14 protein-coding genes are annotated in these 15,942 nt (G+C 76.0%); 4 read left to right on the top strand and 10 right to left on the bottom strand.

Going from position 1 to position 15,942, the window contains the following annotated elements:
* The first annotated feature begins 17 nt into the window (after nucleotides 1-17).
* Nucleotides 18-1,403 (top strand): CoA transferase, encoded by a 1,386-nt coding sequence (locus Ae717Ps2_RS08720; RefSeq protein WP_075305651.1) that lies wholly within the window; start codon nucleotides 18-20, stop codon nucleotides 1,401-1,403.
* Here Ae717Ps2_RS08720 and Ae717Ps2_RS08715 read toward each other — a convergent pair.
* From Ae717Ps2_RS08715 to Ae717Ps2_RS08695, 5 genes are read right to left on the bottom strand one after another with little or no spacing between them, the layout of a single operon-like run.
* On the bottom strand, nucleotides 1,370-2,422 hold the full coding sequence (locus Ae717Ps2_RS08715; protein WP_075305650.1) for an LLM class flavin-dependent oxidoreductase: 1,053 nt from the start codon (nucleotides 2,420-2,422) through the stop codon (nucleotides 1,370-1,372). The two genes, Ae717Ps2_RS08720 and Ae717Ps2_RS08715, sit on opposite strands and share 34 nt — an antisense overlap.
* A 35-nt stretch (nucleotides 2,423-2,457) precedes the next feature.
* Nucleotides 2,458-3,057 carry an imidazoleglycerol-phosphate dehydratase HisB gene (hisB, locus tag Ae717Ps2_RS08710; RefSeq protein WP_020622780.1) on the bottom strand — a complete coding sequence of 200 codons (600 nt, stop codon included), beginning with the start codon at nucleotides 3,055-3,057 and terminating at the stop codon, nucleotides 2,458-2,460.
* Nucleotides 3,054-4,175 (bottom strand): histidinol-phosphate transaminase, encoded by a 1,122-nt coding sequence (locus tag Ae717Ps2_RS08705; RefSeq protein WP_075305649.1) that lies wholly within the window; start codon nucleotides 4,173-4,175, stop codon nucleotides 3,054-3,056. Before Ae717Ps2_RS08705 ends, hisB begins: the two co-directional genes overlap by 4 nt.
* Entirely contained in the window at nucleotides 4,172-5,497 is a 1,326-nt protein-coding gene (gene hisD, locus Ae717Ps2_RS08700; RefSeq protein ID WP_020622778.1) for a histidinol dehydrogenase, read from the bottom strand. Before hisD ends, Ae717Ps2_RS08705 begins: the two co-directional genes overlap by 4 nt.
* Before the next feature lie 34 nt (nucleotides 5,498-5,531).
* The gene (locus tag Ae717Ps2_RS08695; protein ID WP_075333208.1) at nucleotides 5,532-7,010 is read right to left on the bottom strand and encodes a hypothetical protein; all 1,479 of its coding nucleotides are present in this window, start codon (nucleotides 7,008-7,010) and stop codon (nucleotides 5,532-5,534) included.
* Between the two features lie 174 nt (nucleotides 7,011-7,184).
* Between Ae717Ps2_RS08695 and Ae717Ps2_RS08690 the strand changes: the two genes are divergently transcribed.
* The gene (locus Ae717Ps2_RS08690) at nucleotides 7,185-8,375 is read left to right on the top strand and encodes a winged helix DNA-binding domain-containing protein (protein WP_075305647.1); all 1,191 of its coding nucleotides are present in this window, start codon (nucleotides 7,185-7,187) and stop codon (nucleotides 8,373-8,375) included.
* 149 nt (nucleotides 8,376-8,524) lie between these two features.
* Here Ae717Ps2_RS08690 and nadC read toward each other — a convergent pair whose 3' ends face one another.
* Genes nadC through nadA form a run of 3 tightly spaced genes read right to left on the bottom strand, consistent with a single transcriptional unit; the run spans nucleotide 8,525 to nucleotide 12,035 of the window.
* Nucleotides 8,525-9,442, bottom strand: a complete 918-nt coding sequence (gene nadC, locus Ae717Ps2_RS08685; protein WP_083696084.1) for a carboxylating nicotinate-nucleotide diphosphorylase — start codon at nucleotides 9,440-9,442, stop codon at nucleotides 8,525-8,527.
* Nucleotides 9,439-11,040, bottom strand: coding sequence for an L-aspartate oxidase (locus tag Ae717Ps2_RS08680; protein WP_075305646.1), 1,602 nt, complete (start codon nucleotides 11,038-11,040; stop codon nucleotides 9,439-9,441). Before Ae717Ps2_RS08680 ends, nadC begins: the two co-directional genes overlap by 4 nt.
* Nucleotides 11,037-12,035, bottom strand: coding sequence for a quinolinate synthase NadA (gene nadA / locus Ae717Ps2_RS08675; protein ID WP_075333207.1), 999 nt, complete (start codon nucleotides 12,033-12,035; stop codon nucleotides 11,037-11,039). The genes Ae717Ps2_RS08680 and nadA overlap by 4 nt, the downstream gene beginning before the upstream one ends.
* A 167-nt stretch (nucleotides 12,036-12,202) precedes the next feature.
* On the opposite strand from nadA, the gene Ae717Ps2_RS08670 reads away from it, so the two are divergent.
* Nucleotides 12,203-12,913, top strand: a complete 711-nt coding sequence (locus tag Ae717Ps2_RS08670; protein ID WP_020621720.1) for an NUDIX domain-containing protein — start codon at nucleotides 12,203-12,205, stop codon at nucleotides 12,911-12,913.
* A gap of 13 nt (nucleotides 12,914-12,926) precedes the next feature.
* Nucleotides 12,927-13,598, top strand: coding sequence for an LON peptidase substrate-binding domain-containing protein (locus Ae717Ps2_RS08665; protein ID WP_060714735.1), 672 nt, complete (start codon nucleotides 12,927-12,929; stop codon nucleotides 13,596-13,598).
* Nucleotides 13,599-13,600: 2 nt separating this feature from the next.
* Here the strand turns inward: Ae717Ps2_RS08665 and Ae717Ps2_RS08660 are convergent, their stop codons facing one another.
* Entirely contained in the window at nucleotides 13,601-15,229 is a 1,629-nt protein-coding gene (locus Ae717Ps2_RS08660) for an ABC-F family ATP-binding cassette domain-containing protein (RefSeq protein WP_083702303.1), read from the bottom strand.
* A 143-nt stretch (nucleotides 15,230-15,372) separates the two neighbouring features.
* Nucleotides 15,373-15,927, bottom strand: a complete 555-nt coding sequence (locus tag Ae717Ps2_RS08655; RefSeq protein ID WP_075305643.1) for a type II toxin-antitoxin system PemK/MazF family toxin — start codon at nucleotides 15,925-15,927, stop codon at nucleotides 15,373-15,375.
* Nucleotides 15,928-15,942 lie beyond the last annotated feature (15 nt).

Raw genomic sequence — 15,942 nt, 5'->3', positions numbered from 1 at the left:
CGTCGCAGGCTGGGGCCATGACCACGACGACCCCGGCCGCACGCTTCCCCTCCGCCGCCGACACGGCGGCCACCCTGCTGCCGGACGCTCCCCCGGTCCGCTCGACGCTGCGGGTCACCGGAGCGGACCCGCTCGTGCCGTCGGTGCACCGGCTCGCCGACGCGATGTCGGCGGCGGTCGGGGCGTTCGGGCTGCAGGTCGCCGGGCTCGCCGAGGATTCCGGCGGCGCGCCCCGGGAGATCACGGTGCGCGCGGCCGACACGATCGACACGCTGCGCGCCCCGTTCCTCACCACCCTCGGCGGCGTCGACGTGCAGACCGTGGCCGAGGACCCGACGGCACTGGCGAACAACGGGTTCCGCCGGACCGCCGACGGCTGGATCTTCCTGATCACCACCTACCCGCACCAGCGCGACGCGGTGTGCCGGGTGCTGGACTGCCCGCCCCTGCGCGATCGGATCGCGCAGGAGGCCGCCCGGTGGCGGTCCGTCGAGCTGGAGGATGCCGTGTGCGCGGCCGGCGGGGTGGCCGCGGCGGTCCGGACCGGGGAGCAGTGGGCCGCGCACCCGGCGGGCCGACACCTCGCCGGGCGCCCGGTCGTCGAGGTGGAGCGGATCGGCGACGCCCCGCCCGAGCCGGTACCGGACCGGCTGCGGGTCCTCGACGACACCCACGTCATCGCGGGGCCGGTCGCGGCGAAGCTGCTCGGCACGTTCGGTGCGGACGTCCTGCACGTGTCGCGCCCGGACCTGCCCGACCCGCTCGCGATGGTAGCGCTGACCGGCGGCGGGAAGCGCAACGCCTGGCTGGACCTGCGGGACCCGGCGCAGGCGGCGACGCTGCGCGACCTGGTCGGCGGGGCCGACGTGTTCGTCAACGCCTACCGGGGTACCGCCGCGCGGGGCTTCGGCCCGCAGGACCTGGCGGGACACCGGCCGGGGATCGTCGCGCTGGACCTGCACTGCTGGGGTGCCGACGGGCCGTGGGCCGCGCGTGGCGGCTTCGACCAGCTGGCCTGCTCGGCGACCGGGTTCGCGCTCGAGGAGGGTGCGGGCGGGCCGCCGTCGTTGCCGCCGACGCACCTGCTCAACGACTACCTCGCGGCCTGGCTCGGAGCCGCCGGGGTGCTCGCGGCGCTGCGCCGGCGCGCCGTCGAGGGCGGCTCGTGGCGGGTGCGGGTCACCCTCGCCGGGGTCTGCACCTGGGTCCGGGAGCTCGGGATGTTCACCGCGGCCCAGGTCGCGGACCTGCCCCGGCCCGGCGGGCCGACCATCGGCATGCACGTCGTCGACGGGCCGATGGGCCGGCTCGTCGAACCCGTGCTCCCGCTGGAGTTCGACGGCCGGCCCGCGCCGCTGCCCGGGCCACCTCAGCTGCTGGGGACCGCCGCCGCGACCTGGTGACCGGCCGGCGCCCAGCCGATCGCCGGAGCGACCCGCTCGGCGATCGAGCGGAGCAGGTGCGCGTTGTACTCCACCCCGAGCTGGTTGGGCACGGTGAACAGCACGTAGTCCGCCTCCCGGACCGCGGCGTCCTCGGCGAGCTCGGCGGCGATCCGGTCCGGGTCGCCGACGTAGCTGCGCCCGAACCGGGAGCGGGCGCCGTCGAGGATGCCTACCTGGTCGTCCTCGCCGCGCTCGCCGAAGTAGCGGCGGTCGAGGTCGGTCGTCACCGGGATGACGCTGCGCGAGATCGACACCAGCGGGGTGCGCTCGTGCCCCGCGGCGGACCAGGCCTCGCGGTAGCGCAGGATCTGCTCGGCCTGCAGCCGGTCGAACGACTCGCCGGTGTCCTCGGTGAGCAGGGTCGAGCTCTGCAGGTTCATGCCCTGGGTCGCCGCCCACTCGGCGGTGGCGCGGGTGCCCGCACCCCACCAGATCCGGTCCGCCAGCCCCGGGGACTGCGGCTGCACCGGCAGCGCGACGTGCCGGCCGCGGGTGCGGGCCGGGTCCGCCGGCGCGACCCCGGCGCCGCGGATCGCCGCGAGGAACACCTCGGCCTTGGCGCGGGCGGCGTCGGCGTGGGTCTGCCCGTCGGCGGGCCGGTAGCCGAAGGCCTCGGCGCCGTTCAGCGCGATCTCGGGCGACCCCCGGCTCACACCGAGCTGCAGCCGCCCGCCGGACAGCAGGTCGGTCGCGGCGGCCTCCTCGGCCATGTAGAGCGGGTTCTCGTAGCGCATGTCGATCACGCCGGTGCCCATCTCGATCCGGCTGGTGGTCGCCGCGATCGCCGCGAGCAGCGGGAACGGCGCGGCCAGCTGGCGCTCGAAGTGGTGCACGCGCACGAACGCGCCGTCGATGCCGATGTCCTCCGCGGCGCGTGCCAGCTCCACGGTCTGGCGCAGCGCGTCGGCCGCGGTGGGCGTCCGGGACCCGGGGACCTCCCCGTGGTGCCCGAACGACAGGAACCCGATCTTCGTCATGCCCTCTGCAACGAAGGTTGAGGGCTCAACATTCCCTAGAGGGCGCCCTTGGTGGACGGCACCCCGGTCACCCTCGGGTCGGACTCGGTCGCGGCCCGCAGCGCACGGGCGACGGCCTTGAACTCGGCCTCCGTGATGTGGTGGGGGTCGCGGCCGTCGAGCACCCGCACGTGCAGCGCGAGGTGCCCATGGAAGGCCAGCGACTCGAACACGTGCTTGTTCAGCACGGTCGGGTAGTGCCCGCCGACGACGAAGCCGCGCATCATCTCCGGCTCGCCGGTGCACACGGTGTAGGGCCGTCCGGAGACGTCGACGACGGCCTGGGCCAGGGCCTCGTCCATCGGGATCCAGGCGTCGCCGAACCGGCGGATGCCCTTCTTGTCCCCCAGCGCCTGCCGGATCGCCTGGCCCAGCACGATCGCGACGTCCTCCACGGTGTGGTGGGAGTCGATCTCGATGTCGCCCTCGGCGTGCACGGACAGGTCGAAGCTGCCGTGCTTGCCGAACGCGTCGAGCATGTGGTCGAAGAACGGGACCTTGGTGGCGATGTCGGTGCGCCCGGTGCCGTCGAGGTCGATCTCGACGACGATCCGGGTCTCCTTGGTGACGCGCTCGACGCGTCCGATGCGGCTCACAACAGCTCCTGGGTGGCGAGGTCGGTGGCGGCGGCGAGGAACGCGTCGTTCTCCTCCGGAGTGCCCACGGTGACCCGCAGCCGCTCGGGGATGCCGACGTCGCGGATCAGCACGCCCTGGTCGAGGAACCCCTTCCAGGCGCGGCCGGCGTCGGCGAAGCGCCCGAAGAGGATGAAGTTGGCGTCGGAGGCCACGACGTCGTAGCCGGCGGCGGCCAGTTCGCCGGAGATCCGGTCCCGCTCGGCGGCGAGCAGCGCCACCGAGCCGAGGGTGGCCTCGGCGTGGCGCAACGCGGCCCGCGCGGCGGCCTGCGACAGCACGGACAGGTGGTACGGCAGCCGCACGAGCTGGAGTGCGTCGATCACCGCGGGCGCGGCGGCGAGGTAGCCCAGCCGTCCCCCGGCGAACGCGAACGCCTTGCTCATCGTCCGCGACACCACCAGCTTGTGGCCGTGCGTGGCCAGCAGGGTCGTGGCGCTCGGCCGGCCGGTGGCCTCGGCGAACTCGGCGTAGGCCTCGTCGATGACGACCATCCCCGGCGCGGCGTCGACCAGCCGGGCCAGGTCGGCCGGGGCGATCGACTGCCCGGTCGGGTTGTTCGGGCTGGTCACGAACGTGATGTCCGGGGACTTCTCCGCCAGGACGGCGACGGCTGCGTCGACGTCGAGGGTGAAGTCCTCGCGGCGCGGGACCGGGACGAACTCGGTCTGCGTGCCCGAGGCGAGGATCGGGTGCATCGAGTAGCTGGGCACGAAGCCCAGCGCCGTCCGGCCGGGCCCGCCGAAGGTCTGCAGGATCTGCTGGAGGATCTCGTTGGACCCGTTCGCGGCCCACAGGTTCGCCGTGGTCAGCTCGACCCCGGTCTGCCGGGACAGATAGGCGGCGAGGTCGCCCCGCAGCGCGACGAGGTCGCGGTCGGGGTACCGGTGCAGCTCGCGGGCGGCGTCGGTCACGGAGGCCGCGACGTCGGCGACCAGCTCCGGCGGCGGCGGGTACGGGTTCTCGTTGGTGTTGAGCCGCACCGCGACGTCGAGCTGCGGCGCACCGTACGGGCTCTTCCCGCGCAGGTCCTCGCGCAGCGGCAGGTCCGACAGCCGCACGCCCTCCCCCGCGGTCACGCGCGGGCCTCGAACCGGGCGGTGACGGCCTCGCCGTGCGCGGGCAGGTCCTCGGCGTTCGCCAGGGTCACGACCCGGTCGGCGACCTCGGCCAGCGCGTCGCGGCCGTAGTCGACGACGTGGATGCCGCGCAGGAACGTCGACGTCGACAGCCCGCCGGAGTGCCGCGCGCAGCCTCCGGTCGGCAGCACGTGGTTCGACCCGGCGCAGTAGTCACCCAGCGACACCGGCGAGTGAGCCCCGACGAAGATCGCGCCGGCGTTGCGGACCTTCGCCGCGTCGCCCGCGGAGTCGGCGGTCTGGATCTCCAGGTGCTCGGCGGCGTAGGCGTCGACGACGGCGACCCCGTCGTCGGTCGAGGACACCAGGATGACCCCGGACTGCGGGCCGGTCAGCGCGGTGCGCACGCGCTCGCTGTGCTTGGTCGCGCCGACCCGGGTCTCGAGCTGCGCCTCGACCGCCTCCACCAGCGCCTCGGACGTCGTGACCAGCACCGACGCGGCGTTCGGGTCGTGCTCGGCCTGCGAGATGAGGTCCGCCGCGACGTGCGCGGGGTCGGCGGTGTCGTCGGCCAGGATCGCGATCTCGGTGGTCCCGGCCTCGGCGTCGATCCCGACCAGCCCGCGCAGCATCCGCTTCGCCGCGGTGACGTAGACGTTGCCCGGGCCGGTGACCATGTCGACCGGCTCCAGCTCGGCACCGTCGGTGTCGGTGCCGCCGTAGGCCAGCAGCGCCACGCACTGTGCACCGCCGACGGCCCACACCTCGTCGACACCCAGCAGCGCGGCCGCCGCGAGGATCGTCGGGTGCGGGCGCCCGCCGAACTCGGCCTGCGCCGGGGAGGCGACGACCAGCGACTCCACACCCGCGGCCTGTGCCGGGACCACGTTCATGACCACGCTCGACGGGTAGACCGCCAGCCCGCCCGGGGCGTAGAGCCCGACCCGCCGGACCGGGACGAACCGCTCGGTGACCGTGCCGCCGGGGACGACCTGGGTGACGACGTCGGGCCTGCGCTGCTCGGCGTGCACGATCCGGGCCCGCTCGATCGAGGTCTCCAGCGCCGCGCGCACGTCCGGGTCGAGGTCGCGCAGCGCCTCGGTGATCGCCGCGGTCGGCACCCGCACGGTCTCCGGGCGGACCCGGTCGAAGCGCTCGGTGGCGTCCAGTGCGGCGGCGGCACCGCGATGGCGCACGTCCTCCACCAGCGGGCGGGCGCGCTCCAGCGCGGCGTCGATGTCCAGCTCGGCGCGCGGCATCACGGCGCGCAGGGTGGCCGGACGGGGCAGCGGTTCGGCTCGCAGGTCGAGGCGGCGGAGCATGGTCCCCAGGGTACGGCGGTGCTCCGAGGCCCCCTCAGCCCACCGGGACCACGAGCAGGTTCCCCGCGCCCGCCCACGGCGTCCCGACGTCGACGCCGTCCGGATGGTGCCCGGCCCGGTGCACCAGCCGGGTGGTCCCGCGCTCGTACGGGGCGGGGCGCAGGAACAGGTAGTTGACGTCGTAGAGCGCCGAGGCGACCGGGCCCGCCTCGGCGCGGCGGGCCGCGATCCGGGTCAGCATCGGGGCCCGTTCCGACAGCGGGTCGTCGATCGTGCAGCGCCGGTCGCAGAAGTAGGCGAGTGCGCCCAGCTCGCCGGCGCTGACCACGGTGCCGTGCAGACCGGAGGCGACCCGCGCGTACTCGGCGGCCGTGGCGTGGTTGGTCGAGATCGGCGCGAGCCGCCACGGCGTCCCGTGGCCGATGTCGAAGGCGGCGGACGCCACCGCCAGCACCGCCAGCACGGCGGTGAGCAGCGTCGCCGTCGCCGCCGAGAGGGTCGTGACCGCGCGCGGGGCCGGCCCGTCGCGCCGGACCGGTCGGACCAGCGCACCGACCGACCACGCCGCCAGCACCGTCAGCGCGCCGACCGCGGGGCCGTAGTACCAGTGGTAGGGCGCCGTCCCGATCACGACGAATGCCCCCGCGTGCACCGCCGCGCCCAGCCCGAGGATCGTCACCGCGGCCCGACCCCGGCGTCGCACGGCCACCCAGGCGAGGCCGCCCACCACCCCGGCGACGGCCGGGAGCAGCGCGAGGACGGTCGCCACCGGGAACACCCTGGCGTAGACCGTCAGCCCGTTCGCGAAGGTGATGTGGTCACGCCCCCAGCTGTCGCCGACCTTCCACAGCAGCGTGTCCGGCACGAACGAGCCCAGCACGACCCACGAGAACAGGTACCAGGGCGCGGCGACCAGGAACGCCGCCGCCACGACCGCCCACCGGCGTCGGCGCAGCGCCGGAACCGCGACGACCGCGAGCACGGCGCCGACGACCAGGTCCGGCCGGGTGAGTACGAGCAGCGCGCACAGCACGCCCGCGGTGCGCGCGCGGCCGGTGACCGCGGCGTGCGCGAGCCCGGCGAGCAGGACGACCGCCAGGTACGTCTCGAGCCCCACGGTGGACAGCAGCAGCGGGTTCGCCAGCAGCAGCGGCGCCGGGAGCGCGGCCGTCCAGCCGGGCAGCCCGAGCGCCGCGGCGGTCCCCGCGCTCCAGTGGGTGAGCAGCGCCATCAGCCCGGCCAGCACGATCCCGGCGGCGACCACCGCGTCGCGGACGACGAGCGTCACCGCCGCCTGGAGCAGCACGTTCAGCGGGGAGGTGGCGCTGTTCGCGGGCAGGCCGGGCGACACGCCCCACTCCCCGTGCAGCGCGAGCGTGCGGACGTAGGCGAGGGTGATGTAGGCGTCGTCGATCAGCGCCCCGCGGACCAGCGCGAACGCACCCGCCGCGAGCAGGGCGGCGGCCGCGGGCAGCACCGCGGCGGACCAGCGCGGCGGCGGCGCTGCGGGCACACGGTGGCGGCCCCGGCGCGTCCCCCACGGGCGCGGCTCCGAAGCCGATCGTCCCGGGCGGACCGCGGCGAGCACGGAGCAAGAATTGCAGGTGGCGCAGCGCCCCGGACACGGCCCCGCCACTCCGCCGGAGTGAGGTCGCCCACGGAGGGCGCTGCGTGGCACCCTTCGCGCGTGACCCGGCACGTGACCGACGACGAGCGCCGCGCCCGGCTGGTGACCCGCCACCGGCTCGCCCCGCACACCCGCACCGACGATGTCGTCGCGATCAGCGACGACCTGGTCGGGCTGCACTCGACCGACCCGGTGACGGTGTACCTGTCGGCGGCCGCACGGATGGTGACCCCGTCACTCGGTCCGGTCGACGCCGCGTTGCACACCGACCGCACCCTGCTGCGCCACCACGCGATGCGCCGCACGCTGTGGGTGTTCGGCCGCGGCCACGCCGCGCTGGCCCACCACGCCGCCACCGTCGACGTCGCCGCCGTCCAGCGTCGTGACCTGCTGCGTCAGGCCGCAGCAGCCGGCCACGACGACCCCGAGGCGTGGTACGCCGACGCCGCCGACCAGGTCCTGGCGGTGCTCGCCGAACGGGGCCCGACCGCCGCCCGCGACGTCGCGAAGGCCCTGCCCGGGCTCGCCGCGCAACGGCTCGTCCTGCCCGGCGGGGGCCCGCAGCCCGCCCACACCCGGGTGCTGCTGGTGCTCGGGTTCGAGGGCCGGGTGCTGCGGACCCGACCGCTCGGGACGTGGGTCAACGGCCAGTACCGCTGGGCCACGGCCGACGCCTGGGTCCCCGGCGGGATCGGCCCCGCACCCGACCCCGACGGCGACGCCCGTCGCGCGGCCGCGGCCGGGCTGGCCCGCGCCCACCTGCGGGCGTTCGGCCCGGTCCGCCGCGACGACCTGAAGTGGTGGGCGGGCTGGACCGTCGCCACCACCACCACGGCGCTGGCCGACGTCGGTGCGGTCGAGGTGACCCTCGACGGCGGGGACACCGGGTTCCTGCTCCCCGACGACCTGGACCCCGTCCCCGATCCCGGGCCGTCGGTGGCGCTGTTGCCGAGCCTCGACCCGTCGACGATGGGGTGGAAGGCCCGCGGCTGGTACCTGCCCGCCGAGGTGGCGCCGGAGCTGTTCGACCGCAACGGCAACGGCGGACCGGCGGTCTGGGTGGACGGTCGCATCGTCGGGACCTGGGTGCAGCGCCCGGACGGCGAGATCGCGACCCTGCTGCTCGCGCCGGTCACGGCCCGGGCGCAGGCGCAGGTGCGGGACGCGGCGCAGCGGCTGCGGGAGTTCCTCGGCGACGCGCGGTTCTCCACCCGGTTCCCGGCCCCCGCCCAGCCCCGACTGCTCGCCTGACGGGCCGGCGACACCGCGCACATCGGGCCACTGCGCAGATCGGAGCACGCCGCGCTCGGCGGGCGCGGTGCGGCCGGCCGAGCGCCGAGTGGCACACCATGCACCCGCGGCACCCGTCACGGGGTACACGGTGTGCCACTCGGCGTCGGTCACTCCAGGTCGAGCCCGAGGTCCAGCGCGGTCACCGAGTGGGTCAGCCCGCCGACGGCGAGGAAGTCCACACCGGTGGCCGCGTAGTCCCGGGCGCCGGCCAGGGCCAGCCCGCCGGAGGACTCCAGCAGCGTGGCCCGGTCCCCGCGCCGCCGGACCGCCTCGGCCGTCTCGGCGACGGTGAAGTTGTCCAGCAGCACCAGCTCGGCGGCGAGCTCCAGCACCTCGTCGAGCTGGTCGAGCGAGTCGACCTCCACCTCGCACGGCAGGTCCGGGGCGAGCGCGCGGGCCGCGGCCAGCGCCGCGGAGACCGACCCGGCCGCCGCGACGTGGTTGTCCTTGATCAGCACCGCGTCGCCCAGCCCGAGCCGGTGGTTCACCCCGCCGCCGCACCGCACGGCGTACTTCTCCAGCAGCCGCAGGCCGGGCAGCGTCTTGCGGGTGTCCCGGATCCGGGCGCCGGTCCCGTCGACGGCGTCGACCCAGGCGCGGGTGGCCGTCGCGATCCCGGACAGGTGCGTGAGCAGGTTCAGCGCGGTGCGCTCTGCGGTGAGCAGTCCGCGGACCGGTGCCCGCACCGTCAGTGCCGGGGTCCCGGCGGTGAGCCGGTCACCGTCGGCCGCCTCGGCGAGGACGGTGTACCCGCCCGCGCCGAGCACCTCGTCGAGGACGGCGCGGGCCGCCGGGAGCCCGGCGAGCACGCCGTCGACCCGCGGGGTGACCGACGCGGTCGCCACGGCGTCGGCGGGCACGGTCGCCGCCGTCGTCGCGTCCGGGCCGTACCGCAGGTCCTCCCCCAGCGCGGTGCGCACCACCCGCAGCAGGTCCTCGGGGTCCGGGACCCCGACGTCGCTGACCCCACCGACCCCGGCGGCGACGCGCGCCCCGCCCCGCGCCGTCCCGGTGCGTGCCGTCATGCCGCACCCACCAGCGAGCCGTCCGCCACGACCACCGGCCGCCCGGTCGCGTCGACCCGGATCCGCAGCGACGACCGCTGGTGCGTGTCGTCCCGGTCGGGGAAGTCCGTGCGCACGTGGCAGCCGCGGGTCTCCCGGCGGGTGCCCGCCGCCACCAGCACGGCCTGGGCGATCAGGGTCAGTGCCGCGTCCTCCACGCCGGCGCGGTCGACCGGGACCGCGGTGGTGGTGACGGCCTCGATCGCGTCCGACGCGCCGGCGAGCCCGGCGGCGTCGCGGCCGATCCCGGCGCTGCCCGACATCGCCCGCTGCACCACGGTGCGGTCGGCCACCGGCAGCGCCGGGACCGTCCCGGCCGGGGCCGGCACCCCGGTCGGGCCCGCGTCGGCGAGCACCGCGCGGACCACCCGCTCCCCCACGACCAGCCCCTCCAGCAGCGAGTTCGACGCCAGCCGGTTCGCCCCGTGCAGCCCCGTCCTGGCGACCTCGCCCGCCGCGTAGAGGCCCGGGACACCGGTCCGGCCGGACGTGTCGGTGACGACGCCGCCGCAGGCGTAGTGCGCGGCCGGAGTCACCGGGATCGGCTCGGTCAGCGGGTCGATCCCGGCGGCCCGGCAGGAGGCGTAGACGGTCGGGAACCGCGCGGCGAACCCGTCGAGGGCGGTGGCGTCGAGCCAGGCGCACTCGCTCCCGGTCTCGGCCATCCGGCGGGTGATCGCCGCGGCGACGACGTCGCGCGGGGCGAGGTCGGCCCGCGGGTGCACCCCGGCCATGAACGCGGTCCCGGCCCGGTCGCGCAGCACCGCGCCCTCGCCGCGGACGGCCTCGGTCACCAGCGGGCGACGCCCGGCGGCGCCGCTGCCGGGGCCGGTCCACAGCACGGTCGGGTGGAACTGCACGAACTCCAGGTCCGCCGCGACGGCACCGGCGCGCAGGGCGAGCGCGACGCCGTCGCCGGTGGAGGTGGCCGGGTTGGTGGTGGAGGCGTAGAGCTGCCCGTAGCCGCCGGTCGCGAGCAGCACCGCGGGCGCCGACAGCACCCCGGCGCGGCCGTCGGCGTCGAGCACCGTGAGGCCGGTGACCCGGCCGGCGTCGCGCAGCAGGTCGGCGGCGACGTGCCCGTCGAGCACGGTGAGCTGTGCCGACCGGGTCGCCGCGACCAGCGCGCGCTCGATCTCCGCACCGGTCGCGTCGCCCCCGGCGTGCACCACCCGGTACGCCGAGTGGCCGCCCTCCCGGGTCCGCGCGGGGCGGTCCCCGCTCAGGTCGAACAGGGCGCCGCGCGCGCGGAGCCTGCGCACCGCGTCCGGTCCGGCGCGCACGATCGTCTCCACCGCGGCGACGTCGTTCAGCCCGCCGCCCGCGGCGACGGTGTCGGCGACGTGGGAGTCGGGCGTGTCCCCGGCGATGTCGCCGAGCACGACGGCCACCCCGCCCTGTGCCCAGCGCGTGGAGCCCTCACCGATGCCGTCCTTGGTGACCACCACGACGCGCAGCCCGGCCGCGGCCGCGTCGAGCGCGGCGGTCAGCCCGGCCACCCCGGACCCGACGACGACCAGGTCGGCGCCGGCCTCCCAGCCGGCTCCCCGCGCGGTCACTCCCCACCTCCCGGCTGGCCGATCTCGATCATCCGCTGCACGGCGGCGCGGCCGCGCGCGGCGAGGTCGGGGTCGACGTGGACCTCGTCGGTGCCCTCGCGGACCGACCGCAGCAGCGCCTCGGCGGTGATCATCTTCATGTAGGGGCAGGACGCGTGCTCGTTCACCGCGCGGAACTCGATCTCCGGGGCGGCCAGGCGCAGCTGGTGCAGCATCCCGACCTCGGTCGCGACGAGCACCTCCGTCGCACCGGTCGCGCGGGCGGCGTCGATCATCCCGCCGGTGGACAGGATCTTCACCTGCTCGGCCGGCACCGCGCCGGTGCCCGCCAGGTAGAGCGCCGAGGTCGCGCAGCCGCACTCGGGGTGCACGAACAGGTCGGCGCCGGGGTGGGCGGCGGCCCGGTCGGTGAGCTGGCGGCCGTTGATGCCGGCGTGCACGTGGCACTCCCCGGCCCAGACGTGCATGTTCTCCCGCTGCAGGGTGCGGCGCACGTGCGCACCGAGGAACTGGTCGGGCAGGAACAGCACCTCGCGGTCGCGCGGGATCGAGTCGACGACCTCGACGGCGTTGGAGGAGGTGCAGCAGATGTCGGTCTCGGCCTTCACCGCGGCGGTGGTGTTGACGTAGGAGACGACGACCGCACCCGGGTGCTCGGCCTTCCACTCCCGGAGCTGGTCGGCGGTGATCGAGTCGGCCAGCGAGCAGCCGGCCCGCGCGTCGGGGATCAGCACGGTCTTGTCCGGGCTGAGGATCTTGGCGGTCTCGGCCATGAAGTGCACGCCGCAGAACACGATCGTCGACGCGTCGGACTCGGCCGCGATCCGGGACAGCGCGAGCGAGTCCCCCACGTGGTCGGCGACGTCCTGGATCTCGGGCAGCTGGTAGTTGTGCGCCAGCAGGACCGCGTCCCGCTCGCGGGCCAGCGCACGCACCTCGTCGGCCCAGCCGGGGTCGATCCCCGTGTCGCCGGGTGCCGTCAGCGTTCCGGTCATTGCGCCCTCCCGGGCCGAATCGGGTTTTCGCCTAGCGGGCGGAAACTGAGCGGATAGTAGCACCGCTCGTCCGCCACCGGCACCTCCGTCGTGACCGGGACCTCACCTGACGGACACCTCACCGTCACGTCCCGGTGCGGTTGCCGGTCCGCCCTAGGCTGGGGTCCGTGACACCTCCACCGGTCCTGCACGAGGTCCTCGCCGTCGTGCTCAGGATCCGGGAGGGGCGGGTCAATGCCCTCCTCTGGCAGCGCGCCCTGGACCCGGACGCCGGCCGCTGGGCGCTGCCCGGCGGCACCCTGGGCCCCGACGAGGACGTCGAGACCTCCGTGCGCCGGCAACTCGCCGAGAAGGTCGACGTCCGCGAGGTCGCCCACGTCGAGCAGCTCTCGGTGTTCTCCGACCCGGCCCGCTCGCCCGGCAGGCGCCGCATCGCCACCGCGTTCCTCGGCCTGGTCCCCTCCGACGCGGACCCGGCGCTGCCCGAGGACACCGCGTGGCACGAGGTCGAGGACCTGCCCGCGACCGCGTTCGACCACGCCGGGATCGTCGCGGCGGCGCGGGACCGGCTGCGCGCCAAGCTCTCCTACACCAACCTCGGGTTCGCGCTCGCCCCCGCGGAGTTCACGATCTCGGCGCTGCGGGAGCACTACGTCGCCGCGCTGGGACACGAGGTGTCGGCGACGAACCTGCAGCGCGTCCTCACCCGTCGCGGCCTGCTGGAGCCCACCGGCGAGGTCGCGCCGTCCGGGCGCGCGGGTGGGCGCCCGGCCGCGGTGTTCCGGTTCACCGACCGCGGCCTGCGGGTCACCGACGCGTTCGCCGTGCTCCGCCCACCCGCGCGACCCGGCGGGGCCCGCGACGGCGTACTACCGTGAGCCGGTGTCCGCCATGCTCCCGCTGTTCCCGTTGGGAACGGTGCTGATGCCGGGTGCGGCGCTTCCCCTCCACATCTTCGAGCCCCGCTACCGCCAGCTCACCGTCGACCTGCTCACCGGGGCCGTCCCCGACCGCGAGTTCGGCGTCGTCGCGGTGCGCGAGGGCCACTCACCGGACCGCTCCGGCGCCGCGGGCATGCACCCCGTCGGCTGCACCGCGGTGCTCATCGACGCCCGCCGGCTGCCCGACGGCCGCTACGACGTCGTCACCCGCGGGGCCCGCCGCTTCCGGCTGCTCGACCTCGACGCGACCTCGCACTCCTACCTCTGCGGCGAGGTCGAGTTCCTGCCCGACGACACCGGCGACGACGCCGACCCGCGGCTGGTGGCGATGCTGGAGCGGTCCGCCCGCGCGGCCCACCGCGAGTACTGCGACACCGCGTGGCGGACCGGTGACTGGTCCGAACCCGCCGACGACACCCCCACTGCCGAGCTCGCGCACCTGCTCGCCGGGGACTGTCTGCTCCCCCTCGATGACCGCCAGCTCCTCCTGGAGCAGACCAGCCCGGTGCAGCGGCTGCGGGAGATCCGCCGGCTGCTCGCCCGCGAGCGCGGCCTGCTGGAGAACCTGCGGGCGGTGCCCGCGCCGCTCGGGTCGTTCACCGACGAGCACAGCCCGAACTGAGCTCACCCGCCGATCGCGAGGTGCGGCCCGTCCCAGCGCCGGCGCAGCCACCGGTCGTGCGAGGTGACGACGACGGTCCCCGGCGCGGTCCCGAGCGCCTCCTCCAGTTCCCCGGCCAGCCGCAGCGAGACGTGGTTGGTCGGCTCGTCGAGCAGCAGCAGGTCCGGGGCGTCGGCGACGGCGACGGCCAGTGCCAGCCGCCGTCGCTGGCCCAGGCTGAGCTCGCCGACCGCGGTGCCGTGCTCGCGCGGGTGCAGCAGCCCCAGCTCGCGCAGCGGGACGGCCTCGGCCGGCTCGACGCCGACGGCGTCGGCGTAGGCGGCCGCGGCGCTGCGGTCGGGCGGGCCGACGTCGGGGTCCTGGGCCAGCAGCCCGACCCGGCGCGCCCGCACGTCCACGGTGCCCGCGCTCGGGGCCAGGTCGGAGTGCAGGACCGCCAGCAGGGTCGACTTCCCGGCCCCGTTCGGGCCGGTGACCAGCAGCTTCTCCCCCACCGGCAGGTCGAGCAGGTCGAGCCGCAGCCGGCCGTCGACCCGCAGGTCCCGGATGCTCACGGCGAGCCCGTCGGCCGGGGCCTCGCCGGTCAGGCGCCCGGTGAACTCCAGCGGCCGGGGCGGCTTGCGGACCGCCTCGCGCTCGGCGGTCTCCAGCCGGCGCTGGGCGTCGTGCACCCGGCGGGCCCGGGTGCGTTCGACGCCGGCCTCCTTGAAGGCGTGGATGAACTTGTCGTTGTCGCGCGGGCCGCGGCCGGGGGCGATCGTCGAGAGCCCGGCCCGGCTCCGCTCGCGCAGCGCGGCGATCTCCTCCTGCTCCGCGGCGAAGCGCTCCTCCCAGCGACGGCGGCTCGCCGCGGCGGCATCGAGGTACTCGGTGAACGAGCCGCCGAACCGGCGTCCGCCGTGCCCGTCGGTGCCGAGCTCACCGGCGTCGAGGTCGAGCAGCTCGGTGCAGACCCGGTCGAGGAAGGTGCGGTCGTGGCTCGCCGCGACGACGACGCCGGGCAGCTCCACGAGTGAGCGTTCCAGCAGGTCCAGGGCGTCGTCGTCGAGGTGGTTGGTGGGCTCGTCGAGCAGCAGCACCGCGGGGCGGCGGACCAGCGCGGCGGCCATCGCGAGCCGGGTGCGCTCGCCGCCGGACAGGGTCGCGACCGGCCGGTCCCGCTCCAGGTCGGCGACGCCGAGCGTGCCCGCGGTGACCTCGGCGCGCCGGTCGGCGTCCCACGCGTCGTGGGCGATCGCCCAGGCCAGCACCCGGTCGTAGGCGGCGGCGCCGGTGCCGTCGGCGAGCCGGCCTGCCAGGCGCTCCAGCTCGGCGACGGCGTCGTGCAGCGGGCGCAGCGCCGCGTCCAGCAGGTCGCCGACGGTCCCCCCGTCGCCCAGGTCCGGCTCCTGCGGCAGGTACACCCGGTCCGCGGGCACCGTGAGCGTCCCACCGTCCGGGGTGTCGACGCCGGCGAGCAGCCTCAGCAGCGTGGACTTGCCCGAGCCGTTCTCCCCGATCAGGCCGACCCGCGTGCCCGGTGCGGCGACGAGGTCGACGCCGTCGAGCACCGGGGGGCGGCCGGCGTGGGTGGCGTAGGAACGGACCAGCCCGCGGGCGGTGACGGCACGGATCTGCTCGGTCGATGACATGACGACGGCTCCGGTGGAGACGGAGGAGGACCGCGGGGGCGTGTGCCGCGTCCGCGGTCGGTGGGGTCGTCAGTGCCTCATGATGAGCAGGAGACTAGCGGGCGCGCCGGTGCGGCGCACCCCGGTTTCTCAGCGCAGGTTTCTCAGTGCCAGCCGTAGCGCGAGCGCAGCTCGGTGGCGACCCGGTCGAACCGCGCCCGGTCGAGCACCGCGCCCTCCCGGCGGATCCCGTGCTCCTCCACCTCCAGCACCCGGTCCAGCCGGATGTAGGAGTCGCGCCCCTCGCGGTCCCAGGCGCCGGAGCCGATCCCGACCCAGTCCGGGTCGTGGGCCCGCTTGTCCTGGCTGGACAGCATCAGCCCGAGCAGGTCCCCACCCGAGCGCCCGACGACGAGCAGCGGCCGGTCCTTGCCCTGGCTCGCGTCCTCCTCGTAGGGCACCCAGGTCCAGACGATCTCGCCGGGGTCCGCGGCGCCGTCGGGCTCGGGGGCGTAGGCGATCTGCCGGGCACGGTCGCCGGTCGGCGCGGTCCGCACCCGCCCGGCCGTGGGCGGCGGACCGGGCCGGGCACCGCCGCCCGGCCGCGCACCCCGCGGTGCCGTCCGACCGGACCTCTGCGCGTCCTTCTGCGAGTCCTTGAGGAACTGCACCGCCACGTCCGCGGCCTTGCGCAGGACCGAGCCCCAGTTGATCGCCATGCCGGCCAGCCTGCC

It is taken from the genome of Pseudonocardia sp. Ae717_Ps2 (assembly GCF_001932475.1).
In the GTDB taxonomy this organism is placed as follows: Bacteria; Actinomycetota; Actinomycetes; order Mycobacteriales; family Pseudonocardiaceae; genus Pseudonocardia.
The sequence above is the reverse complement of the archived record's forward strand: the minus strand, read 5'-3'. Positions and strand labels throughout refer to the sequence as shown.